Raw genomic sequence first — 22,551 nt, 5'->3', positions numbered from 1 at the left:
ATGAACCTTATAAGGCTTGCTTTGCGAAGACCTTTATCAATAATGGTAGCTGTTATTGGTATTGCTTATTTCTCTTTTATGGCTATCCGCAAGATAAACGTGGATATTTTTCCGCGCGTGGAACTTCCCGTCATCTATATAGCGATGCCTTACGGAGGGCTGTCGCCCGCTTACATGGATGGCTTTATGGCCAATGAATTCCAGAAAGTACTCATTTTTGTCAGCGGTGTCAAGGATATTGATTTTAAAAGTATCCAGGGCTTTACGCTGATGAAGCTTACATTTTATCCAGACACAGACATGGCACAGGCCGCTGGCGAGGTTTCCGCTCAGGTATCCAGGGCCATGGGTTTTTTGCCGCCTGGCGCCGTGCCACCACAGGTGGTCCGCTTTGATGGCAGCTCAATACCCATAGGGCAGCTGGTTTTTGAAAGTCCTCAAAGATCGATTACCGAACTTCAGACTATGGCGCTTACCAAGATCAGGCCTATGTTTGTCACAATTCCGGGTGTGACAGCCCCCGCACCATTCGGAGGAAATGTCAGGACGATGGTTGTAAAGGTCAATGCAGACCTGATGCAGTCTTATGGTCTTTCAGCCGAGGAAGTAACGACAGCCATAGCCAAAAATAACTTTCCGGCTCCGGCGGGAAATATCCGGATTGGTGAACAAAATTTAATGAGTCCGCTCAATTCCATTGCCAATGATCCGCAGGAATTTCTAGATATACCCGTTCGTAAAGGTTCAGGAACCAATGTGTACGTAAAGGATATTGCCAGTGTAGAAGATGCAGCGGATATTACGACTGGTTACGCGATAATCAACGGGAAGCGGTCGGTTTATCTGCCCGTGATCAAAAAAGCAGATGCGTCGACGCTAAAAGTAGTGGAAAACCTGAAAGGCGCTATACCGATGCTCAAGGCGGCGCTTCCGGAAGATGTTGATATCCGGTATGTTTTTGATCAGTCGGGCTATATTGAGCGCTCGCTGGAAAATTTAATCCATGAAGGCATTTTAGGGGCACTGCTCACCGGGTTGATGGTGTTTCTTTTTCTTGGGGACTCAAGAGGTTCCCTGATTGTGGTCTTGACCATACCCATCGCCATTCTTTCGGCGGTTATCATGTTGTACATGCTAGGGCAGACAATTAATGTGATGACTTTGAGTGGATTGGCGCTGGCTATCGGGATCCTGGTCGACGAAGCCACCGTTACCATCGAAAACATCCATCAGCATTTTGAAATGAATAAACCCAAGAAAAGGGCTATCCTGGATGCTTTGCTGGAAATATCGGTTCCGAAACTTTTGATTCTTTTATGTATTCTGGCCGTTCTGATACCCTCTTTCATGATGAGTGGCATCCCCAAGGATATGTTTATGCCGCTTTCGCTCGCCGTGGCTTTTGCCATGATTGCATCCTTTTTAGCTTCCCAGACATTTGTACCAATCATGGCAAACTGGCTCATGAAACCGGAGCAATTAAAGAGCCACGGGCGGAAAATAAAAGGTGCAAAACGTACCCGGTTTGACGCATTTAAGATCTTTTATTTATCACTTACCCGGCGGATGCAAAGCAGGGCCGGCGTCGTGATCATGGCTTATGTGGCGGTGGTAGGGGTCATGGTCACATTGTCTTTTTTGACGGTGGGGACTGATATTTTACCCGCCAGCAACAGCGGTGATATCCAGCTCCGTATTGTCGCGCCCGAAGGAAGCCGACTGGAAAATACAGAAGCTTATCTGAAAAAGGTTACCGGAATTATTGAAGATCTGCTTCCTGAGCAATCTATTAAAATCAGTTCGGCCTTTGTGGGCCTTCAGCCTTCGGCCACCGCAATCAATCCGATCTTTCTTTTTACGAGTGGATCGCATGAGGCGGTTTTACAGGTATCCATTGATCAGAAAATCTTTAAAAAGTCAATAGCGGAATTTAAAGAATCCATACGAACTCAGGTAAAAAAACAGCTTCCCGAGCTCAAAATTAACTTTGAGCCTATGGAACTCGTTGAAAAGATCATGAGCCAGGGAGCCATGACACCGATACAGATCAAAGTGGCCGCCGGGCAATTGAAAGCTGCCAATCAATATGCGTTGAAATTAAAAGACGAGATGGATAAAATTCCCTTTCTCCGGGATGTGCGCATCGCGGAACCGGTTAATTATCCAAGCGTGAAAATCAACGTGAACAGGCAGTTAGCAGCCCAGTTTGGTTTAACGATGGAAGACGTCTCCCGTGCTTTGGCTATTGCCACTTCATCGACGCGTTTTACCAATAAAAACCTATGGATGGATCCCAAATCCGGCCTCGTCTTTCAAGTGCAGGTACAAATCCCGGAATCGGATATGCAATCGCTTGACAAACTGCGGTCATTTCCGCTTAAAGCGGGAGAGCCACGTCCGGTTCTGGAAGATGTTGCCAGTCTGGAAATGGTTAAACAGGCTGCCCAGGTCAACCGGCATGGATCAAACCGGTATGTTACTGTATTGGCTAATATCAACAAGACCGATTTGGGCAGTGCGTCGAAGGCGGTCAAAAAGGTTCTGAAAGACGCAGGCGATGCGCCCCGGGGACTGATTATTTCCACCGAAGGGCTTATGCAGCTTCTTGATGAGACAATGGTCGGACTTCAGACGGGTCTGCTCGTAGCCATTGTGGTTATTTTTTTAATGCTGACGGCTTATTATCAGTCTTTTAAAATCTCCGCTTTGATACTTGCTGTGGTACCTGCGGTGATTGGGGGAAGTATCCTGATGCTTCTGTTGTTTGGAAGTACGCTCAATTTACAATCTTACATGGGTATCATTATGTCCGTGGGAGTTTCGGTTTCCAATGCGGTGCTGCTAATCAATCAGGCCGAGTATAACAGGTTGTCGCTTGGTATGCAGGCCCGGCATGCCGGGCTGGCCGCCGCATCTTCGCGGTTAAGGCCTATTGTGATGACAACACTGGCCATGATTGCCGGTATGTTGCCAATGGCATCCGGCATGGGAGAAGGCGGTGAACAGATAGCCCCATTGGGACAGGCCGTTATTGGGGGACTTCTTTTGTCAACGCTTACGGTTCTTTTTGTTATGCCCCATCTGTTTACAAGCGTGATGCGTAAAGCAGGCAGGGATAGCCGTTCCCTGGATCCGGATGATGTTCAACCACAATTAATAGAAACTCACTAAACTATCAGAAAAATGCTGCCAATGATCATCGTAAATTATAAAAAAACATACCTCCTTGCTTTCGGGACACTGTTGTTAAGCATAGGTATCAATGGTTGTAATACCAAATCACAGGGAGAAAATCAGAGCCGGACCAAGACGCAAGAGCCTGTGACGGTAAAGGTTGTCAGGCCGTCCGTTGACCAGCCTGAATTTAAACTGACATTGCCGGGGGAGCTCAAACCTTATGAACAGGTCAGTTTGTTTCCCAAGATAAAAGGGTTTATTAAAACCATTTCCGTGGACCGCGGAAGTTTTGTCAGAAAAGGACAAATTATGGCTGTCTTGGAAGCTCCCGAAGTATCACAACGCTTTCAGTCTGCAAAATCAGACCAGCAAAAGTTTTATGAAAACTATCAGCTTAGCCGGCAAACTTATGAAAGAGTTTTAAAGGCCGCTCAAAAGGATGGATCCGTTGCCGCCATCGAGCTTGACCGGGCCAAAAGCAAATTAAGAAGCGACAGTGCCGCCTATAGATCAGCGATAGCCAATGCACAGGCATTTGGCCAACAGGAACAATATTTAAAGATCATCTCACCATTTGATGGCGTGGTCGTTGAAAGGAATATGTCTGTGGGCGCGCTTGTGGGAGAAAGTAATACGATGCCGCTGTTCGTAGTCGCTCAGAACAGTAAATTACGGTTAACTGTCGCGGTTCCTGAAAAGCATGCACAGTCTCTCGGGAAAAACACCAGGATCACCTTTATGGTCTCTAATCTTCCCGGGAAAATTTTCACTTCGGTTCTGTCCAGAAAGAGTGGGGTACTCCAACAACAGAACCGTGCTGTTACGGCGGAATTTGATGTTGATAACAGAGACGGATCGCTCGACGGAGGTGAGTATGCACAGGTGACTATGCAATTGCAACGGCCTGATTCTACATTGTGGGTTCCTTCAAGCAGTGTTGTACATGCACAATCGGGTACCTTTGTACTTGTTGTTGAAAACAATACGGTTAAAAAAGTAGATGTTCGTGAAGGGATACGAAAAGATTCACTTCAGGAAATCTTTGGTTCGCTGACAAAAACAGATCAGGTTATCAAAAAAGGTAATGAAGAGTTGCTGAACGGAAGTAAGGTCAAAATAAACTAAAATTACGCCATTAAACAGAAGCAGGATTATGAAAAAGAAATGGTTTTCGGTCTCAAACATATTTTCGACGGTGCTCCTGGTATTCTTAGCAGCTATGGTCATCGACCCTCAGGTAAAAGCCTGGACGATTCAGAATCTGATGAAAATTGGGTTCTTTCAACCCCGGATAGACAAAAAACTAGATGGTGGTATTGCGGCCGAACCTGTGCCCAATATACTTTTTAAAGATGGTGAAGGAAAAACGGTTGATTTAGCCTCGCTTAAGGGTAAAGTGGTGTTTATTAACTTTTGGGCGACCTGGTGTCCGCCTTGTATTGCAGAGATGCCATCCATTAATGCCCTGCATGACAAATTTAAAGATAATGAGCATGTAGTTTTTTTGATGATGGATGTCGATAACAATTATGAAAAGTCAGACAAATTCATGAAGCAACATCAGTATGGTTTAAAGGTCGTTAATCCCGCAGGCGACATACCGCCTGTTTTTACGCAGGGAGCGATTCCGACCACTGTGATCCTGGATAAAAGAGGACAAATGGTCTTCAGGCAGGAAGGTGCTGCGGATTACAATAGTTCAGAGCTGGTTGACATGATCACGCAACTGAGCCATTAGGTCAAGAGATTGCCCTGTAAAAATATGCAGATAGGTTCCTTGCTAAGTGACTGTCATGCCGAGGTGTTCAGGACTTTTTGCGAGATTTACAATGAAAATCCAGTTACAATCAGGTGGCGAATCTCTTTCTTTTACCACCTGATTGCGAGGATTTGTTTAAATGAGTAGTGGTTGGTATGGAAACGTGTCAGGCCCTGTGCTGAAGTAAATTTACTTTTCCCACCAGGTCTACAATGTTGTTTACTTTCATTTTACGGTATATATTATTTTTCATGGTACTGATCGTGGAAACAGCCAGTTTCAGTTCCCGGGCAATTTCAGCGGTACGGTGTCCTTTCAGCAAAAAATTCATGATCTCCGATTCTCGTACGCTTAGCAAACTGATCAGGTCCGGACCGGTAGTTTCCATCAGTAAAAATTCAGTAAGCTGATGGTCCAAGTATTTTTTGCCATTTAAAACTGTTCTGTACGCCGTTTGGAATTCAGATTTGGCAATTGTTTTGAAACAAACGCTATCAACGCCTTTACGCAGATAAGACAGGGCCCATTCTTTTTTTGTTTCCTCACCCAGGACAATAATTTTTATACCTGGTTGTTTATTTCTTATTTTTTCTATGGTAAGAAGATTGGAGTAGCTCGATAGGTCAGTATCGAAGATCAGCACGTCAAATTCGGATTCTTTTAAGATTTGCGGCATGATGGCCTGGTCTTTGACCTTTTCAATATAGACAGTTAGATCATATTCATTGATGGCGGACGCAATGCCCGTGCTGAATATATCATTTTTGATAACCAATAATATTCTTGTCATTTTCAGCGCGTAATGTGGGGGTATGATAAATAATTTTATAAGTCTCCGTAGGTCTGCTTAAACTGCCATTTCCTCGATTACCCTTTGTTTATTGAGCATCTTCTGGACGGATTCGTTAAGTTGGACCGTCACGGTGCAAAAGGGAGGGGCTAAAAGGCCGCAGGTAATGACATTGAGTTTTTCGAGCCAGACATAGTTACTAGAAGCATAGAGTAAAACTTTGAGGCCAGGTTTATTTTTCCCCAGATAAATAACAAAATTCAGTATCTCGGGGTCTGGGGCACTAAGGCCTATGATCAGCAAATTGTCATGATTTCGTTCAACGGGCGCCGGTTTTCCGATCGCCAGTTTTCTAAGCACTTCGCTGATGCTTTCTGCTTCTTCTATTGGTACTGCCGGTTGATGGGTCTGAAGCATACCGACTAACAGCTCCCGATTGTTTCGTTTTCGGTCAAAGACTAAGAGTTTTTTCATAACATCATGGTAAAAGAGGGCGTGTTTGTTCGTTTTGAAATAAATAGATACTGATAAAAATTCATTTTGGAAAATACCACGGCTCTTAAAATGTTGCATCAATTATCTGGGCTGGATGACAAGGTAAGTGCCGGACAAGTGCGTTTAAAGTGTAATGCCTATTATTTTATTACTAAAATTTTAACTTTTTCCTTTGTTGCCTAAAAATAAACGGTGCCGGATAATTTATTCATAGAACTTCACTTTACATTTTGTAGAATTATCTCGAATGAACAAGAAAGTGTATGTAAATGACGAATGGGATTGATCCTTATTGCTGTCTCAGCTGGTTTGATAAAAGTTTGTATTTACTTCGGTCAATAAGATTCCGAAAAATTTGGCTGCCAAAAATTATTAGTTTAATTTTATAGAGTGATCAGTCAATCTATAAATGAATAAGGAAGAGGAAATTAGGGCTGCGGCTTTAAAACTTTTTGTGGAATTTGGTTTTCATGGTACGCCAACGAGTAAAATCGCGAAGGAAGCAGGTGTGGCCAACGGAACTTTGTTCCATTATTTTAAGACAAAGGAAGATTTAATTGTTGCCTTGTACAACCATACAAAAGACAGCTTAAACCGGCATCTTTTAGAAACATACAATGCGGAGAATACGCTGAAAGACAAAATGAAAAACATTTATGTATCATCACTGGAATGGGGATTGGCACATAAACCAGAGTTTTATTTTATCCAGCAATTCCATTTCTCGCCGCACCTGGCGAAGGTATCATCGGAGGATATTGAGAAACAAACGAGGCTCCACGTAGAACTTTTACGAGCCGGAATTTCAGAGAACATTTTTAAACCATTGCCTGCGCAGTTGATAAGCTCAATTTTGGGAGGTCATGTGTATGGCGTGTACCAATATCTTATCAGTACGCAGCTGACACCGGAAAAAAAAGCGGAGATGATCGAGGACACGTTTGGGTTACTTTGGGCTATGTTAACGAAATAAAATATGGGTATTGACAATGGTATGAAAGTTCGGGCGATTATCACCGGCGCGACCGGGATGGTTGGAGAAGGTGTGCTTCATGAATGTCTTCTTTCTAATTGAGTGGAGCAGGTATTGGTTATCAACAGAGAGCCTTGCGGTGTTTCGCACCCCAAACTGAAAGAGGTTATTCACGCGAATTTCTTTGATTTATCCGCCATAAAGGGGCAGCTAGACGGGTATAATGCCTGTTTTTGCTATGTATCCGGGAGGCTTCTGTACCTTGAAAGAACTGGGCTTAGCGATGATTCATGCAGCGCTGTCAGAGCCTGAGAAAAAGATTATTGAGGGAAAGGATATTATAAGTCTGGGTAGCGTATAAAATTGCTTTCCCTGTTTTTAGAAGCTGCTTAATAATGGTAATTTACCAAGAAACGGTGTAGGCGCCAGCGACCTCGCTGCTGAATCAGAAATGGCTATTTCATTAATCGGAAGCTTTTCAGAAGAAAGATTGCTCTCTTCGTTCTGAAGATCTGCATAGGCCGGAGCATCCAGGGCCGGTGTATTGATGTTAAGGCTGTCTGCCAGATATTCGTTGCTCTTCTGTCTTGCAAGATCACGTTGTTTGGCCTCTTTTTCAAGCAGACAAAGCACAAAAAGCGTAACGGCAATCGCAAATGTAGAAAGGGATTTCATAGCTAAAATTTAATTTACAATAGTAAACATGTGCAAATCTAATACAAAGACCGCTAATGATCGCAAAAGGTTGGAACGGATGTGCAGAAAAATGAAGAAAAGTTATTGAATGGTAACAAATGAGTTGATTGAATAGGATTAATTCTATATTAAACAAAATGAATTCTATTGGACGGTTTAAATTTATTTTGTATTGTATTAATTTTAGATATGAAGAAAGAGCTGATGCACGGTTGGCTTGTCGAAACTGATTTTATGTATAGTGATTTTTTACAGGAAAATTATTCAACCCCAATATTAAAGTCTCCGCCCATGACCAGCTTTGCGTCAATCGGCGATGCACTTCCGGGGATCAGCAGCCCTTTGATTTTGGCTGTTTTTCCTTTGCTTAACAAATCGTAAACATGTTTGTCGGTTAGTTTTTTACCCATCAATTCGAAAGGAATTTTAAAGCCGCAAACCTGGAAATTGCCACAGCCATATGCTGTTTTCCCTTTTTTTAGTAAATGTTCCTTGCACTTGGGACATTTGAGAGTTTCTATCGATATTTCCTCCTTCGGCTCTTTGGGTTTGGGCTCTCTTTTTACCTTTTCTTCTTTTTCAACCACGACAGGTGTTTCCTGTGCAATGCTGATCATCCCACCACGGTTTGATAAAACTTCTTTGGTCAGGTCTACTACCATCTGGATAAGCTCCTGCTTGAAGGTTTCCATCGAATATTCGCCTTTTTCAATCAAACGCAGTTTTCTTTCCCAGTTTCCGGTCAGCTCAGCACTTTTCAGTAGCTCATTCTGGATGGTGTCTATCAGATCTATCCCGGTTTGTGTGGCAAAGAGATTCTTCTTTTTCTTTTCAATATACTTTCTTTTGAAAAGCGTTTCTATGATATTGGCCCGGGTGGAGGGGCGTCCAATCCCGTTATCCTTTAACAATTCCCGCACCTCTTCATCTTCAACCATTTTTCCGGCGGTTTCCATCGCTCGGAGCAGTGTAGCCTCTGTGAAAGCCTTCGGCGGCGAGGTTTTTCCCTGATGAACCCGCGGTTCGTGCGGGCCGCTTTCTCCCACGACAAACTCGGGCATTAACTTTTCTTCTTCAGCGGCTTCTTTTTTTGCGCTGGCATCATTGGCATAAACCTCACGCCAGCCGGGTTCGAGAATTTGCTTTCCGGTTGCTTTAAACTCAACCTGCCCCACTTTTCCTAAAACCGTTGTGTTGGATACCTTACATTCAGGATAAAATGCGGCAATAAAACGCCTTACGATCAGGTCATAAATCCGCTTTTCATCAATGCTGATATGATTTGGAAAAACCCCCGTGGGTATGATGGCGTGGTGATCTGTCACCTTTTTATCATCGAAAACCGTCTTTGACATGGGGATCGGTTTTTCCAGAAGCGGCGCCGTCAGGTTGTTATATGGTTTCAAATCCTGCAAAATACCGGCAATCTTGGGATGCAGATCTTCCGAAAGATAGGTGGTATCCACCCTTGGATAGGTTACAAACTTTTTCTCATATAAATTCTGAATATGTTTGAGCGTATCCTCTGCCGAATATCCATATTTTTTGTTTGACTCAACCTGCAAGGAAGTCAGATCGAAGATTCTTGGATTGCCTTCCTTTCCCTCTTTTCTTTCAAAGGAAGTAATTTCAAAAGGGTGTTCTTTTAAATAAATCAGGCCTTTTTCAGCCTTTTCCGCTTTTTTGATCCGGTCAATGGTAGCGGTAAATTCCGTTTCCCGGTATATGGTTTTTAGCTCCCAGTATTCCTCGGATACAAAAGCGTTGATCTCTTTCTGCCGCTGCACGATCACGGCCAGCGTTGGGGTTTGCACCCTTCCGATGGATAACACAACTTTTCCCTGACCAAATTTTTTGGTGAAAAGCCGGGTCGCGTTCATACCCAGCAACCAGTCACCAATAGCCCGGGCGCTGCCTGCTGCATAAAGATTATTGTATTGCTCGCTTTCTTTCAGTTTTTCAAAACCTTCCCGAATTGCCTGCTCGGTCAGTGAAGAAATCCACAGACGTTTGACAGGAACGGCACATTTGGCTTTCAGTAAAACCCAGCGCTGAATAAGCTCTCCTTCCTGGCCCGCATCACCGCAGTTGATAACCTCCTCGGAATTTTTGACAAGATTTTCGATTATTCCGAACTGTTTTAGTGCACCCGGATTGTCAATCAGTTTAATACCAAAATTTGAAGGGATCATCGGGAGATCTTCCAGCCGCCATGATTTCCAGCGCTCATGATAATCGTGCGGTTCTTTCAGGGTACAAAAGTGCCCGAATGTCCAGGTTACCTGGTATCCGTTTCCTTCATAATAACCATCCTTACGCTGTTTTGCTCCGAGCACTTCGGCTATATCTTTCGCTACACTTGGCTTTTCAGCTATGCAAACTTTCATATTCGTTGTGTCAGATTACTTTGGTTAAACAACCTGGGCAGTCTGAGAAATTCAGTTTATGCTTCAATCATTTTGGGAATGCAAAGGTCAGGAAATTTTCGGGAAAATATGGCTTTCATTTTTATCGGGTGATGGGTGCGGGCGTAGGGGCGGGTCTTGTACCCGCTCCCATACGATGGATTGTTATTGTTCCAATTCAGCCAGATTTATTTTTAATTCGGCCAGATTTGTATCGGGTAATTGTTTGAAAACTTTTTTAGCAATCAGATACATGGCGCTCACAAAGATGCCGTTTACAGCTACTACCACTACTGATTTTGTCCAGCCATAGGTTTCAAAATTACGCACCAATAAAGAAATGCCTAAGAGAAAACCGATAACCATGCTGATTTTCCAGACTGTATCCATAACCGATTGGTAGGCTTCATGAAACTGAATGATTTTTTGCAGGCTTTCCCGAAGATTGCTTTTGGTAAGCCGGACTTTACGGATGGCAATCATTTCACGGATAATAATTTCAAGTCCCGCTATTACCAGTAATGCGTAAGCAGCTGCTGGGACATACTCGTACCAGTTGGTATAGTCAAAAGGGTTGCCGGCCAGAATGGCAATAAAAAGCGTGAGTAACCCAATAAAGTACAAAGCCAACTTTTTTAGTTTGGCCTGGATTTTAGAGACAGTGCTTTTGGAGTGCTCCTTCATCATGGAAAGTGCAATTTGTTCACTTAATTCTTGTGTAGCGGCCACTTTTTCATCCAATGATTTCCAGCTCGCTTTAAGTTCGTCAAGATGCATAGCAGTTGTTTTTAACAGGTGATGGATTTCATTATTTTTTCAAGTTTTACTTTGATCCGGTTTAGCTTTACGCCGACATTCGACTTGCCGATACCCAGGATAATCGCCATTTCTTCATAGCTTTTATCTTCCAGATAGAGCAGTACCACCGCTTTTTCAATCTGGGTCAACTGGTCGATGGCTTTGTACAGCACAGCGGTTTCGACGGGCATATCGTCCGCATCAGACAAGTCGGGCAGGGGAGAGCTCATGTTGGAAAAGGCGATCGGTGGTTGTCTTTTTTTCTGCTTTCGATAATTGGAAATGGCCGTATTCATCCCGATCCTGTACATCCAGGTGCTGATGTTGGCCTGCTGTTTGAAAGAGGGATAAGCTTTCCACAATTGAAGCACAATTTCCTGAAACAGATCCTGCCGGTCGGCGGCTTCCATGCAATACACCCTGCATATTTTGTAGAGAATCCCTCGATTCTGATTCAGCAGGTTGATAAATTCTTTTTCCATTATCAATTCGGTCGTGTTTGTAAGGTTAGTCGCTGGCAGTGGGAAAAAATTACATGCTTCAAGGTGAAATTTTTTAACGCCTAACCCTATTTACATGCAAGGGTGTCCGCTTCGTAATGTCTGGTTCAGCGTTTGTAACATATTCCGACTTATATGATCTAAAATAGTTGCCAGTCCATATTCAGGATTCGTAGCGGATTTTGTATTTTGAGTAATTATTTCGTTTAAACGCAACCAAATGGATCACGATTTTTCAGCAGAAGCGGCCAGAGCGGCTTATGAGAAATTACTTGCAGAAGGTAACACAAAAACCGGGGCGGCAGCAAAAAGCGAAAAAACAAACAGGAAAAAATTAAGGTGGGAACAGATCCGGACCGATCAGTTCGGGGTAGATCTGTTCCAGACGAGCATTCCGTTTGGTTTGGAAGAAGAGCTATACCTTAAAAGTGAGGGAAGTTTTTGTGCGTATCATATTTGCACATCACTGATCGTGTCTAAAAGAAGTGATCAGTATCAATTTGAAGTATTTAGTCAGCTTCATGATGAAGAATCATGGAATGAGAACTATGATTCATTTAACCGTGTAGAAATTACAGAAGATATCTTCGGAAATTTAATTGAGGCATATTATTACAAAAACAAAAAGGTAGGCATTATTACCAGCGATGAATCGGAGTGTGACGTTGTCAGGGAATTTGAATGGTATCAATGCCCGGAGAAAGATGGTTTTCGCCTTGAAGGTACCTATACCTTATTGTATACTGAAAAATTATTTTTTAAATGGCTGAACGATGACCAACCAAAACCAACAATACAAAAATTTGGTCCTGGTTTTGGATCCGTTTGGTTCCGGGATTCTGACGTTGTGAGTAAAGTACCGGCAAAGTAGGTCGGGGCGATTTTGGAGGTTATTTACAAGTATTATCTAAAAAGAATACCAACTTTGGGAACGCATCAGTAGGTACGGAGCCCCGGATATTTCCTTGAAATTGGTTTATGTGAGGAAATGTCAGGATCGGTCACGCCTACGGGGTTTCACATCCTGGTGCGTTGCTTCTTTTCTACAATATTGTTCATCCCTTTGGGATTGTGTAAATGGTAAATGTCAGTATCGGTCAGGCCTACGGGGTTTCACATCCCGATACGTTGCTTCTTTTCTACAATATTGTTCATCCCTTTGGGATTGTGTAAATGGTAAATATCAGAATCGGTTCCTTTTACGGCGTTTCACATCCCGGTGCGCTGCTTCATTTCTACAATATTGTTCATCCCTTTGGGATTGTGTAAATGGTAAATGTTAGAATCGGTTCCTTTTACGGCGTTTCGTGTCCTGGCAGGCTGCTTCATTTCTACAATATTGTCGATTCCCTCTGGATTGGGCAATTGGTAAAGATGGTATTTAGGAACGACAAGTAGGCGGATTGTAGTTTGCCATAGTTTCATTATTCATTGATTTAACAGCATGTCATCTATTAGGAACTCCGTAAACCCGAAGGGTTGAAAGTATTATAGCAATCATTGTAAAATTTATCAAGCCAAAATCGCGAAGAGGTGACAGAGCCTGACCCGGAAAGTACGAAGCAGTATCGGCGTAATTCTTCATGAAAAACGAATGAAGATGAAGGAAGTCGTCAACTTATTTATTACTTTCGGAAAGAACGCTAACGCTCGCTTATGAAAAGTAACCTCACTTGCAAAATTGACACATTTTCAGTTAAGATATTCATCATCATTTTGTTATGGTCTCCGCTGGTGGGAAATGCCCAGGAGGAAAATGGTGAAAAAAGTCTGAGCTCGAACGAGATCATTCAGGAAGAGAGGTTCGTTGAAATAAACGGTATTGAGCAGTGGATTACCATAAGAGGAGATAAGTCAAAACCTGCCGTGCTGTTTATTCATGGTGGTCCCGGTAGTCCCATAAGTCCGTATTCGGATAATCTTTACAAAACGTGGGAGAGGGATTTTGTGATCGTACAATGGGATCAGCGCGGTACCGGAAGAACTTTTGGGCGTAAAGCCCCGCAGGAGCTGACACCTGAATACTTAAAGGCAAATCCACTGACGCTTGACCAGATGGCAAATGATGGAATTGTCTTATCACAATATCTTCTCCAATATCTGGGGAAGCAAAAACTTATTCTTTTTGGTACTTCCTGGGGATCCGCCCTTGGTGTTAAGATGGCTGCCAAACAACCGGATCTTTTTTATGCCTACGTTGGACATTCGCAAATCGTTAAGCCCGGTATTGATCTGGCTTTTTATGATAAAATTTATAAAATAGCAGAAAGTCAAAGTGATAAGGACGGATTAGAGGTTCTAAACGGAATTGGAAAACCACCGTACGATAGAGCCAGGAAGGTAGGTCAGTTGCTGAGGATCGTAAAAAAATACGAAAAGGCTGCTTCAGTCCCCGCTCCTGAGTCCTGGTTTGTAGTGGCGCCGACTTATGACAATGAAAAAGATAACCAAAACCGGAGCGATGGCGATGACTATTCATTTGTAAATTATGTGGGAGACACCCGGCTGGGTGTGGCTTCCATGTGTGCGGGAATTGACTTAATCAAAGACAACACGGAGTTTAAGATTCCGGTGTACTTAATCCAAGGCAGCGAAGATCTTTTAACGCCTAGACGGGAGTCAGAGAAATATTTCAATAAAATGACAGCTCCCTCAAAGAAGTATTTTCTGCTGCCCAAGACCGCACATGGTTTTAACGCAGCCGTTTTGGAAACACAGTATAAAATATTTAAGAGCATAAAAACGGGCAAGGCTGATCTGTAATTATCCTTGCCTGTTTTGTCTAAAGCTGAAATAGAAACGGGTTTAGCAGCGTGGGAAGCTGCTAAACCCGTGAGAGAATTTTATATCAAAGCAGTGCGCCGAGGGCTTCCTTCGAGAAACCAACCAGTTCCTCAGTCTTGTTATCGTGGATTTTTTTAACCCAGTTCGGATCAGCCAGAATAGGACGGCCAACGGCTACAAGGTCAAAATCGCCACGCTCGAAACGGCGTATTAACTCATCCAGTGAGCTTGGTTGGGAACTTTCGCCTGCAAAAGCCGCGAGGAACTCTCCGTTCAAACCAACCGAGCCAACGGTGATCGTTGCTTTTCCTGTCAGTTTTTTAGCCCAACCGGCAAAGTTAAGGTCAGATCCTTCGAATTCAGGTTCCCAGAAACGGCGCTGCGAACAGTGGAAAATATCCACGCCTGCTTCTGCCATTGGAACCAGCCATGAGGCCATTTCTTCGGGTGTTTTAGTCAGTTTGAAATCATAATCCGCCGGTTTCCATTGCGACAAACGCATGATAATTGTGAAGTCTTCCCCCACTTGTTTTCTTACTTCTTTGATAACCTCAATGGCAAAACGGCTGCGTTCAGCTATTGTTTTACCCCCATACTGATCCGTACGATTGTTGGTCGCTTCCCAGAAAAACTGGTCGATCAGATAACCGTGGGCACCGTGAATTTCCACACAGTCAAAACCCAGTCGTTTTGCGTCGGCTGCTGCGCGGCCAAAGGCAAGAATCGTATCAGCGATATCAGCCTCCGTCATCGCCCTGCCATTGGCCAGGTTTGGGTTATTGTATTCAGAAGGTCCTTCAAAAGGAACCGCCAGTGTCCATCCGCTGTGGTGGTTGTACATCACACCCATGTGCCAGATCTGCGGGCCCATACTGCCACCTTCCGCGTGGACATCGTCAATTACTTTTTTCCAGCCTTCCAGCGCTTTTTCACCATGAAAATGCGGGACATTGGCATCGTTGGAGGATGATGGCCTGTCGATCACGGTTCCTTCCGACAAAATCAGGCCTACCTGACCTGCTGCTCTGCGGCTATAATAAGACGCCACGTCTGCTGTCGGAACGCCGTTCGGTGAAAATGACCGCGTCATGGGAGCCATAACGATGCGGTTTTTGATATTAAGTGATTTCAAGCTGAAAGGCTTGAATAGTTGTTCAGAATTCATATATATAAAATTGATAATAACACTAGATTTCGGATTCGATCATTTTGCTCAATGCAGCAAAAGCCTCGTCGTTTCTTTTGTAATAGGTCCACTGTCCAATGCGGGTTGCTTCAATCAGTCCGGCTTTTTTTAGTATGGTCAAATACTCGGAAACCGTCGACTGTGTCAGTCCTGCTTTTTCCTGGATCATTCCGACGCAAACCCCCGCACCGTTGCGGTGCTCTTCGGCGAAATGGAGCTCAGGGTTTTTAAGCCAGTTCAGGATCTGCAGCCTGGTTTTATTGGAAAGTGCCTTGAAAATTTCGATCTGGTCCATACGATTGAATATTGGAATATCGAGACTTCTCGATATTCCAATGAACATAACTTATATTTTGAAAAGTTCCTGGTCCGGAATTAAATAAATTGTGCAGATGGTAATAAAATAACCAAACGGAGGTGGTCTCAGATCTTTATTTTTGATCTTTTCGATGCTTTTTACGGTGGATATTTGATTGGATGGCGAGGGCTAACATGCTTTTTTACAACCGATAAATGGATTTGGGACATTTATTTTTAAGTTTTTTTAAATTTTTTTAAAAATATTTTTCGGATTTGAAACTCCGGAAATAAGTCTGCCATAGAAAATTTTGTAAATCAGGTTAATATTGAAATGTTCATTGGTTATTACTAGTAGTGAAATGTAACTGCTGTGCAAACCCGTCAAAGACGAAATATAATGATATGAAAAAATTAAGAATTGCAAACTTAAAATAAGTCAATTTATTAGTATAGTGCAATTGTGTATCGTTCTAGTGCTCTGATTTTGTGCCCTATTTTAATGGTTTTGTCAGAATGTAATTTGTTTTAATGTGCTCTGAACGTTTCTGTTCGAAATATTGTAGTATATTTGTACTCGAAATAAGAGTTGAAACAAAAGAAAAATAAAAATAGACACAACAATGAAAAATACAATTAACATTTTGGCCGGTGCTATGATAGCAATGACCATTTCTACTTACGCGACAGCTAATACAGAAGAAAAAGTAATCGTTTCTTCAGTTAACAATTCTCTTCCGGTTTCAGTAAAACCTTTGGAAACTCCTGCGCCGCAAAAAGTAACGGTTACAAAAGCTCAGAACTACACTGCGCCACAAAAAGCAAGCATCGTAGAGCTAAAATTGAAAAGTGATTCAAATAAATAATTTGAATTGAGCGGGGGCCTCCGGAGAAGGAGGCTTTTATTGGTGGGATGAAAAAAGGGGGATCGTATCTTCCTTTTTTTATTTTATGCCCATCCGTGAAGTGCACGTACATTTTTATTTTTTTGTGCGGTAAAATAAAAGATGTCATGGCTTTTAAATGCAAGTACCTAACACTTCAAAGCCATGCGTAAAAACTTGCCTATCCTTTCTGTTGCCTTCTTTTCACTATTGTCGGCATGTATTTCCTTATCTGCAAAAAAGCAGGAAGTTCTTTTTAATGGTAAAAATTTTCATGGCTGGGAAGGGGACACGGTTAAAACCTGGCGCATTGAAGATGGCGCTATCACAGGCGGATCATTGACTGAAAAGGTGGATCATAACTATTTTTTGTGTACGCGGAAAAGCTACGACAATTTTGTGATCAGGTTAAAATTCAAGCTTTCGGGCACGGAAGGTTTTATCAATACGGGCGTGCAGTTCAGAAGTGTCAGAGCTGCAAAGCCTGATTATGAGATGATTGGTTACCAGGCAGATCTCGGAGATGGTTATTGGGCTAGTCTCTATGATGAATCCAGAAGAAATAAAACGCTTGTAAGTCCGGATTCAATGCTGGTTAAAAAAATACTGAAACGCGGCGACTGGAACGATTATGAGGTCAGGTGCGAAAACCGCCGCATTCGTATTTCGCTCAACGGCCAGCAGACCGTAGATTATACCGAGCCTGATCAATCAATTCCCCAAAAAGGATTGATCGGATTACAAATTCACGGTGGCGGAAAGGCACAGGTAGCCTATAAAGACATGGTTTTACAGGAATTATAACTTTTAAACTTACTTCTGCTTTTTGAATTTTAGCTCCACTTTTGTCATTTGCGGATAATTGTAGGCCGTACTTTGCGTTTTCATGCTGAAAGCATCGTCTGAAACATCTTTTGGGTCGATATGCCATTCGCCGCCCTTGGCCGCGGCGGTATCAGCTGAAAATACAGTAATATTCTTCGGGTTTACCTTCCATTTCAGGTACATCGGTTTGGCGTCGCCAATGAAATAACCCGAGAAAGATCCGTCCCTGGTGAAACTTACGTTTTCCATATACCGCTCAAAGCTGATGCCTCCAAATTGTTCAATGCGTTTTCCGTCTTTGAAAACCGGCGCGTCATTGGCGTAAATCTCGTCAATAAACCATTTTGGATTACCTGTTAATTTCTCCGCTGCTTCCGTGGGATCAGTCGCCGTTTTGTTACAGGCGACCAAAGCTGTACAAAGTAGCACAAGGAGCGTAAGCGTTTTGATCAAATTCATAGATTTTCCTGGTTTTAATGTTGGGTTCAGGGTAAATAACAGTTTTCGTACAAATAACACAAAAAGAACAGGCCTTCTTTCTCTTTTTACCTTTATTCTTTCGCCGAAATTCTGATTCGCTAACAATTTAATAACGACTCAAAAATCATTATTGTCAATTTAAAATCAAAAATTGCCGGCTGCTGAAAGCCAAAGAAATATAAAATATTACTATCGCCGGGGAGTTTTATTAACTCGCCGGCTTTTATTTTATCGGGCAGAATTTTAATGTTATCGGAAGAATTGTTGTTACCTGATTTTACACGTGTCTAACCAATTTTATGAAAGCAATCTGGAACCATCAGGTGATCGCCGAAAGCAATGAAACTGTTGTGGTGGAAAATAATCATTATTTCCCCTTTGAATCTATAAACAAGGCATATCTTATTCCTTCCGATACCAATACAACCTGTCCCTGGAAAGGTGAGGCGTCTTATTACACACTGGAAATTGAAGGCAGGTCAAATCCGGATGCAGGCTGGTATTACCCGGCACCGAAAGAGGCTGCCGAAAACATCAAAAATTATGTCGCCTTCTGGAAAGGCGTTCAAATAGAGTCCTGATTAAGGTATTTTAGCGAGAAAAAATACTACGTAATCGTTATCGATTCCGGGCGGACAGGTACATAAGAAACAGACAACCTGGATCTTGTTATGGCACGCGACAAGTAAATTGATGTATTGTGAAAGGGGGAGGCGATGATTTGTTTTGCTTAAAATGATAATAACCGATACAGATCCCGATGATCATTGCCCAAAATATCAGCAAAGATTTTAATGGAATTCAGGCAGTAAAAGACATTTCCTTTCAGGTAAAGGAAGGGCAGACCTTGGTATTACTCGGTACCAGTGGTTGTGGGAAGACCACTACACTGAAAATATTGAACCGGTTAATTGAGCCTTCATCTGGGGCTGTACGCATCAACGGGGAAGATATTTTTTCCCTAAAACCCGAAATGCTAAGACGCAGTATTGGGTATGTTTCTCAAAACAGCGGGTTGTTTCCGCATTATACGGTCGCTGAAAACATTGCCATCGTTCCAAAATTATTAGGTTGGGATCAGAAGAAAATCAGACAGCGATCTGAGGATTTGCTGAGACAGCTTAAACTCTCGGTTACTGAGTACGCGGGCAAATATCCGGATGAATTAAGCGGAGGAGAAAAACAGCGTGTCGCCTTAGCGCGTGCACTGGCGTCAGATCCGCCCGTTTTACTAATGGATGAGCCGTTCGGCGCGCTGGACCCAATCACCCGGGCAGCGGTACAAAAGGAGTTTCTTGAACTTCCCGAATTGAAAAGTAAAACAATTGTACTGGTGACTCATGATGTGCAGGAAGCTTTTGCGCTGGGGGACCAGATTTGTCTGATGGATAAAGGAGGGATTATGCAGACGGGTACACCAAAGGAGCTGATCTTTGGCCCGGAAAATGAATTTTCGAGAAATTTTTTCAGCCATCAGCGCCTGCAGCTGGAATTGAGTGCGCTCAAATTTAAGGATATCTGGAAGGAATTACCGGATGCAAAACGGGGTTCCGAGGCCAGTTTAGAAAGTGCCCAAAGCTTGTGGGAAGGTATGGAACTGCTAGCTGAAAACAATCAGGAAATGCTCTCAGTAATCAATGCAGACACTGATTCTGTTAAGGAAATTACAATACAGACCATTCAGTCTGTTTATCTTGAAATAAAAAGAAACCGATGAGCGAGCAGCTGAATTTATGGCAGTTTATGTTGCAGCAATCCGATAAGCTGCTTGATCAAACGATCGCGCATATCGGTTTAACCTGTGTTTCGCTGGTTATAGCCGTTGCCATTGGCCTGCCGCTTGGCATTTGGATTGCCGAAAGAAAAAGGACAGCGTGGGTTGTGTTGGGCATCGCGGGAATTTTGCAGACGATTCCAAGTATTGCCCTGTTGGGTTTTATGATCCCGCTTTTGGGAATAGGGGCTTTGCCTGCAATTGCGGCACTTTTCCTTTACGCGTTGCTACCCGTAATTCGAAATACTTATACCGGAATTACCGGGGTAGATCCAGCGGTAACAGAGTCGGCAGCTGCGATGGGGATGAGCAAATGGCAGATTTTATTGAACGTTCAGCTTCCGCTGGCGATGCCGGTTATTCTGGCGGGGATCCGAACGGCAACGGTCATCAACGTGGGCGTGGCAACACTGGCCGCCTACATTGCAGCGGGCGGGCTGGGCGAATTTATTTTTGGCGGTATTGCCTTGAATAATACGAACATGATTCTGGCGGGTGCGATTCCGGCTGCGCTGCTGGCGATTCTGCTCGATTTTTTACTTTCCCTGTTTCAGAAAGCAAGGTTAAAGCGCATGCGGAAAGTGGCGGTTATCCTGCCCGTTTTACTGATATTATTTTCGTCATTTTACATCATTCCCTATGCGAAGGAAAAAATATTAGCCGGGTTTACGCCAGAATTTATGGGACGGGAGGATGGTTCTCTGGGGCTCAAATCCAAATACAAACTCAACATTCCGACCGTTGTGATCAGCGATGCGGTGATGTATAAAGCTGCATTTGAAAGGAAACTGGATGTGATCAGTGGTTATAGCACCGACGGTCGCCTGAAGGCCTATGATCTTGTCACGCTAAAAGATGACAAAACGATTTTTCCTCCTTATTACGCGGCTCCGCTGGTCCGGCAGGATGTGCTGGCAAAATATCCTCAGTTGCAGCCCGCGCTGGACCTGCTTTCGGGGGTGATCAACGATTCTGTGATGACCGAGCTAAATTACCGTGTGGATTATGAGAAACAACTCCCGGAAAAAGTAGCGCTCGACTTTATGCTGGCAAAAGGGCTTTACAAAAAGCCGCAAAGCGGTTCGGAGGGAGGTGTAATCCGGTTGGGGTCGAAGATTTTTGCTGAGCAGTATATTCTGATCAATATCTATAAAATGCTGATCGAAGGCAATACAAATTTAAAAGTTGTAACCAGAACTGGCCTTGGGGGAACAAAAATCTGTTTTGATGCATTAACCAACAATGAGATTGATATGTACCCGGAATATACCGGGACGGGGCTTTTGGTGATTTTAAAACCGGATAAAAAAACGCTTGATCCGATTATCGCCGACCGCAATAAGGTGTTTGATTTTGTTCGAAAAAAATTTTCCGATCAATACCAGTTAAGCTGGCTAAAACCCATCGGCTTTAACAATGCATATGCCCTGATGATGCGCCGGGCTCAGGCACAGTCCCTGAATATTAAGACTATTTCAGATCTAAAAAATTATTTGTCTAATGAAAACCACCAACATTAGAGAAAGATATAACCTTGTCAGGAAGTACACTGAACGGATTTGTCAGCCTCTCGAAACGGAAGATTATGTACCGCAGCCGGTCCCGTTTGTAAGTCCGCCCAAATGGCATCTGGCGCATTCCACCTGGTTTTTTGAAACCTTTATCCTGAAAAATCATCTGGCGGATTACCACGTTTTTGACCAGAGTTTCAACTACCTGTTCAACAGTTATTACAACAATGTCGGTGATCGGGTGCTGCGAACCGACAGGGGAAATATTACGCGTCCCAAGGTCAGTCATGTGTATGCTTACCGCCAATATGTGGATGAGCATATGAATATTTTGCTGGCGACATTGTCGGACGAAAAGGCGCTGTCGATGATCGAGCTGGGGCTGCATCATGAGCAGCAGCATCAGGAACTGCTGCTCACCGATATCAAATATATTTTAGGTCATAATCCCACATTTCCGGTTTACGATCCCGACCATAATCTGGCGGATGATCTTAACGGAGAAACCGGTTTTGTCCGGATCACCGAAGGTGTCTACGAAATAGGGCATCAGGGCGATGATTTTTGCTTTGACAATGAACTCGGCCATCATAAGGTGTATGCGCAGGATTTTGAAATCAGCAAGGCGCTGGTTACCAACGAAGAATTTATCACTTTCATCGAAGCGGGGGGCTATCAGGATTTTAATTTGTGGCTGGATGAAGGCTGGTCCTGGGTGAATGAAAACCAGATAAGCGCGCCGATGTACTGGCATAAGATTGAGGATCAATGGCATTATTTTACCCTGGCCGGTTTGCAAAAAGTCAATCCGAAGGCCATGCTGAGCCATGTCAGTTTTTTCGAAGCCGCTGCATATGCGCAGTGGAAGGAAATGCGGCTGCCGACCGAATTTGAATGGGAAATTGCCTCGTATCATTTTGCCTGGGGCAAGCGATGGGAGTGGACCAACAGCGCCTATCTGCCTTATCCAAATTTTACAAAGGCAAAAGGAGCAGTGGGAGAATATAATGGTAAATTCATGATCAACACCATGGTGCTCAGAGGTGCTTCGGTCGCCACTTCGCCGGGTCACAGCAGACATACCTATCGTAATTTTTTTCACACCAGCGAGCGCTGGCAATACACCGGAATCAGACTGGCGAAGTAGCTTTCGGCAATCGGCGGTCAGCTTTCGGCTACCTATACCGGGATCTGAAAGCCGACCGCTTTTTAAACTC

Annotated in this window: 22 protein-coding genes and 1 pseudogene; 13 read left to right on the top strand and 10 right to left on the bottom strand. The window is 43.4% G+C overall.

The genetic code is table 11. The annotated features are described in order from the left end of the window. The 3 genes from RB622_RS00635 to RB622_RS00625 are packed head-to-tail and all read left to right on the top strand — an operon-like array spanning position 1 to position 4,915. Positions 1-3,171: an efflux RND transporter permease subunit gene (locus RB622_RS00635; protein ID WP_308044536.1), complete on the top strand. Its 3,171-nt coding sequence runs from the start codon at positions 1-3 to the stop codon at positions 3,169-3,171. A 12-nt stretch (positions 3,172-3,183) separates the two neighbouring features. Continuing rightward, positions 3,184-4,302 carry an efflux RND transporter periplasmic adaptor subunit gene (locus RB622_RS00630; RefSeq protein ID WP_308044535.1) on the top strand — a complete coding sequence of 373 codons (1,119 nt, stop codon included), beginning with the start codon at positions 3,184-3,186 and terminating at the stop codon, positions 4,300-4,302. A gap of 28 nt (positions 4,303-4,330) precedes the next feature. After that, positions 4,331-4,915, top strand: a complete 585-nt coding sequence (locus tag RB622_RS00625; protein ID WP_308044534.1) for a TlpA disulfide reductase family protein — start codon at positions 4,331-4,333, stop codon at positions 4,913-4,915. Between the two features lie 187 nt (positions 4,916-5,102). Here RB622_RS00625 and RB622_RS00620 read toward each other — a convergent pair whose 3' ends face one another. Then, positions 5,103-5,726: a response regulator transcription factor gene (locus RB622_RS00620; RefSeq protein WP_308044533.1), complete on the bottom strand. Its 624-nt coding sequence runs from the start codon at positions 5,724-5,726 to the stop codon at positions 5,103-5,105. Positions 5,727-5,783: 57 nt separating this feature from the next. After that, the gene (locus tag RB622_RS00615; protein WP_308044532.1) at positions 5,784-6,200 is read right to left on the bottom strand and encodes a hypothetical protein; all 417 of its coding nucleotides are present in this window, start codon (positions 6,198-6,200) and stop codon (positions 5,784-5,786) included. 430 nt (positions 6,201-6,630) lie between these two features. On the opposite strand from RB622_RS00615, the gene RB622_RS00610 reads away from it, so the two are divergent. Beyond that, the gene (locus RB622_RS00610) at positions 6,631-7,194 is read left to right on the top strand and encodes a TetR/AcrR family transcriptional regulator (protein ID WP_308044531.1); all 564 of its coding nucleotides are present in this window, start codon (positions 6,631-6,633) and stop codon (positions 7,192-7,194) included. Positions 7,195-7,215: 21 nt separating this feature from the next. Continuing rightward, positions 7,216-7,428, top strand: a pseudogene (locus tag RB622_RS30260) (NAD-dependent epimerase/dehydratase family protein); the annotation flags it as partial. A gap of 144 nt (positions 7,429-7,572) precedes the next feature. Here RB622_RS30260 and RB622_RS00605 read toward each other — a convergent pair. From RB622_RS00605 to RB622_RS00590, 4 genes are all read right to left on the bottom strand, one after another. Further along, a complete protein-coding gene (locus RB622_RS00605) occupies positions 7,573-7,869 on the bottom strand; it encodes a hypothetical protein (RefSeq protein ID WP_308044530.1) in 297 nt (98 codons plus the stop codon). 281 nt (positions 7,870-8,150) lie between these two features. Continuing rightward, complete coding sequence (locus RB622_RS00600; RefSeq protein ID WP_308044528.1) at positions 8,151-10,277, bottom strand: DNA topoisomerase 3; 2,127 nt, start codon at positions 10,275-10,277, stop codon at positions 8,151-8,153. A 183-nt stretch (positions 10,278-10,460) separates the two neighbouring features. Beyond that, a complete protein-coding gene (locus RB622_RS00595; protein WP_308044527.1) occupies positions 10,461-11,072 on the bottom strand; it encodes a hypothetical protein in 612 nt (203 codons plus the stop codon). An 11-nt stretch (positions 11,073-11,083) separates the two neighbouring features. Further along, the gene (locus tag RB622_RS00590) at positions 11,084-11,575 is read right to left on the bottom strand and encodes an RNA polymerase sigma factor (protein WP_308044526.1); all 492 of its coding nucleotides are present in this window, start codon (positions 11,573-11,575) and stop codon (positions 11,084-11,086) included. Between the two features lie 238 nt (positions 11,576-11,813). On the opposite strand from RB622_RS00590, the gene RB622_RS00585 reads away from it, so the two are divergent. Next, on the top strand, positions 11,814-12,464 hold the full coding sequence (locus tag RB622_RS00585) for a hypothetical protein (RefSeq protein WP_308044525.1): 651 nt from the start codon (positions 11,814-11,816) through the stop codon (positions 12,462-12,464). Between the two features lie 338 nt (positions 12,465-12,802). Here the strand turns inward: RB622_RS00585 and RB622_RS00580 are convergent, their stop codons facing one another. Further along, the gene (locus tag RB622_RS00580) at positions 12,803-13,018 is read right to left on the bottom strand and encodes a hypothetical protein (RefSeq protein WP_308044524.1); all 216 of its coding nucleotides are present in this window, start codon (positions 13,016-13,018) and stop codon (positions 12,803-12,805) included. A gap of 231 nt (positions 13,019-13,249) precedes the next feature. On the opposite strand from RB622_RS00580, the gene RB622_RS00575 reads away from it, so the two are divergent. Continuing rightward, positions 13,250-14,356: an alpha/beta hydrolase gene (locus RB622_RS00575; protein ID WP_308044523.1), complete on the top strand. Its 1,107-nt coding sequence runs from the start codon at positions 13,250-13,252 to the stop codon at positions 14,354-14,356. An 85-nt stretch (positions 14,357-14,441) separates the two neighbouring features. Here RB622_RS00575 and RB622_RS00570 read toward each other — a convergent pair whose 3' ends face one another. Both RB622_RS00570 and RB622_RS00565 read right to left on the bottom strand, forming a co-directional pair. Further along, positions 14,442-15,542: an NADH:flavin oxidoreductase gene (locus tag RB622_RS00570; protein WP_308044522.1), complete on the bottom strand. Its 1,101-nt coding sequence runs from the start codon at positions 15,540-15,542 to the stop codon at positions 14,442-14,444. A 22-nt stretch (positions 15,543-15,564) separates the two neighbouring features. Then, positions 15,565-15,858: a metalloregulator ArsR/SmtB family transcription factor gene (locus RB622_RS00565; protein ID WP_308044521.1), complete on the bottom strand. Its 294-nt coding sequence runs from the start codon at positions 15,856-15,858 to the stop codon at positions 15,565-15,567. Positions 15,859-16,483: 625 nt separating this feature from the next. On the opposite strand from RB622_RS00565, the gene RB622_RS00560 reads away from it, so the two are divergent. Together RB622_RS00560 and RB622_RS00555 are read left to right on the top strand one after the other, a co-directional pair. Next, complete coding sequence (locus RB622_RS00560; RefSeq protein WP_308044520.1) at positions 16,484-16,726, top strand: hypothetical protein; 243 nt, start codon at positions 16,484-16,486, stop codon at positions 16,724-16,726. Positions 16,727-16,909: 183 nt separating this feature from the next. Then, positions 16,910-17,548, top strand: a complete 639-nt coding sequence (locus tag RB622_RS00555; RefSeq protein ID WP_308044519.1) for a DUF1080 domain-containing protein — start codon at positions 16,910-16,912, stop codon at positions 17,546-17,548. 9 nt (positions 17,549-17,557) lie between these two features. On the opposite strand, the gene RB622_RS00550 is transcribed toward RB622_RS00555, so the two are convergent. Continuing rightward, on the bottom strand, positions 17,558-18,028 hold the full coding sequence (locus RB622_RS00550) for a hypothetical protein (RefSeq protein ID WP_308044518.1): 471 nt from the start codon (positions 18,026-18,028) through the stop codon (positions 17,558-17,560). A gap of 320 nt (positions 18,029-18,348) precedes the next feature. On the opposite strand from RB622_RS00550, the gene RB622_RS00545 reads away from it, so the two are divergent. From RB622_RS00545 to egtB, 4 genes are all read left to right on the top strand, one after another. Further along, positions 18,349-18,630 carry a DUF427 domain-containing protein gene (locus tag RB622_RS00545; protein ID WP_308044517.1) on the top strand — a complete coding sequence of 94 codons (282 nt, stop codon included), beginning with the start codon at positions 18,349-18,351 and terminating at the stop codon, positions 18,628-18,630. A 179-nt stretch (positions 18,631-18,809) separates the two neighbouring features. After that, positions 18,810-19,766, top strand: a complete 957-nt coding sequence (locus RB622_RS00540; RefSeq protein WP_308044516.1) for an ATP-binding cassette domain-containing protein — start codon at positions 18,810-18,812, stop codon at positions 19,764-19,766. Then, positions 19,763-21,343 (top strand): ABC transporter permease/substrate-binding protein, encoded by a 1,581-nt coding sequence (locus RB622_RS00535; RefSeq protein WP_308044515.1) that lies wholly within the window; start codon positions 19,763-19,765, stop codon positions 21,341-21,343. Before RB622_RS00540 ends, RB622_RS00535 begins: the two co-directional genes overlap by 4 nt. After that, on the top strand, positions 21,324-22,481 hold the full coding sequence (egtB, locus tag RB622_RS00530) for an ergothioneine biosynthesis protein EgtB (protein WP_308044514.1): 1,158 nt from the start codon (positions 21,324-21,326) through the stop codon (positions 22,479-22,481). The genes RB622_RS00535 and egtB overlap by 20 nt, the downstream gene beginning before the upstream one ends. The last annotated feature ends 70 nt before the right edge of the window (positions 22,482-22,551 follow it).

This window comes from Dyadobacter sp. LHD-138 (genome assembly GCF_030929615.1).
In the GTDB taxonomy this organism is placed as follows: domain Bacteria; phylum Bacteroidota; class Bacteroidia; order Cytophagales; family Spirosomataceae; genus Dyadobacter.
This window is presented reverse-complemented; position numbering and strand designations above follow the sequence as displayed.

Excerpts from the sequence above, each read along its gene's own strand:
- RB622_RS00635 (WP_308044536.1), top strand. The coding sequence starts at position 1 with ATGAACCTTATAAGGCTTGCTTTGCGAAGACCTTTATCAATAATGGTA.
- RB622_RS00630 (WP_308044535.1), top strand. The coding sequence starts at position 3,184 with ATGCTGCCAATGATCATCGTAAATTATAAAAAAACATACCTCCTTGCT.
- RB622_RS00625 (WP_308044534.1), top strand. The coding sequence starts at position 4,331 with ATGAAAAAGAAATGGTTTTCGGTCTCAAACATATTTTCGACGGTGCTC.
- RB622_RS00620 (WP_308044533.1), bottom strand. The coding sequence starts at position 5,726 with ATGACAAGAATATTATTGGTTATCAAAAATGATATATTCAGCACGGGC.
- RB622_RS00615 (WP_308044532.1), bottom strand. The coding sequence starts at position 6,200 with ATGAAAAAACTCTTAGTCTTTGACCGAAAACGAAACAATCGGGAGCTG.
- RB622_RS00610 (WP_308044531.1), top strand. The coding sequence starts at position 6,631 with ATGAATAAGGAAGAGGAAATTAGGGCTGCGGCTTTAAAACTTTTTGTG.
- RB622_RS00605 (WP_308044530.1), bottom strand. The coding sequence starts at position 7,869 with ATGAAATCCCTTTCTACATTTGCGATTGCCGTTACGCTTTTTGTGCTT.
- RB622_RS00600 (WP_308044528.1), bottom strand. The coding sequence starts at position 10,277 with ATGAAAGTTTGCATAGCTGAAAAGCCAAGTGTAGCGAAAGATATAGCC.
- RB622_RS00595 (WP_308044527.1), bottom strand. The coding sequence starts at position 11,072 with ATGCATCTTGACGAACTTAAAGCGAGCTGGAAATCATTGGATGAAAAA.
- RB622_RS00590 (WP_308044526.1), bottom strand. The coding sequence starts at position 11,575 with ATGGAAAAAGAATTTATCAACCTGCTGAATCAGAATCGAGGGATTCTC.
- RB622_RS00585 (WP_308044525.1), top strand. The coding sequence starts at position 11,814 with ATGGATCACGATTTTTCAGCAGAAGCGGCCAGAGCGGCTTATGAGAAA.
- RB622_RS00580 (WP_308044524.1), bottom strand. The coding sequence starts at position 13,018 with ATGAAACTATGGCAAACTACAATCCGCCTACTTGTCGTTCCTAAATAC.
- RB622_RS00575 (WP_308044523.1), top strand. The coding sequence starts at position 13,250 with ATGAAAAGTAACCTCACTTGCAAAATTGACACATTTTCAGTTAAGATA.
- RB622_RS00570 (WP_308044522.1), bottom strand. The coding sequence starts at position 15,542 with ATGAATTCTGAACAACTATTCAAGCCTTTCAGCTTGAAATCACTTAAT.
- RB622_RS00565 (WP_308044521.1), bottom strand. The coding sequence starts at position 15,858 with ATGGACCAGATCGAAATTTTCAAGGCACTTTCCAATAAAACCAGGCTG.
- RB622_RS00560 (WP_308044520.1), top strand. The coding sequence starts at position 16,484 with ATGAAAAATACAATTAACATTTTGGCCGGTGCTATGATAGCAATGACC.
- RB622_RS00555 (WP_308044519.1), top strand. The coding sequence starts at position 16,910 with ATGCGTAAAAACTTGCCTATCCTTTCTGTTGCCTTCTTTTCACTATTG.
- RB622_RS00550 (WP_308044518.1), bottom strand. The coding sequence starts at position 18,028 with ATGAATTTGATCAAAACGCTTACGCTCCTTGTGCTACTTTGTACAGCT.
- RB622_RS00545 (WP_308044517.1), top strand. The coding sequence starts at position 18,349 with ATGAAAGCAATCTGGAACCATCAGGTGATCGCCGAAAGCAATGAAACT.
- RB622_RS00540 (WP_308044516.1), top strand. The coding sequence starts at position 18,810 with ATGATCATTGCCCAAAATATCAGCAAAGATTTTAATGGAATTCAGGCA.
- RB622_RS00535 (WP_308044515.1), top strand. The coding sequence starts at position 19,763 with ATGAGCGAGCAGCTGAATTTATGGCAGTTTATGTTGCAGCAATCCGAT.
- egtB (WP_308044514.1), top strand. The coding sequence starts at position 21,324 with ATGAAAACCACCAACATTAGAGAAAGATATAACCTTGTCAGGAAGTAC.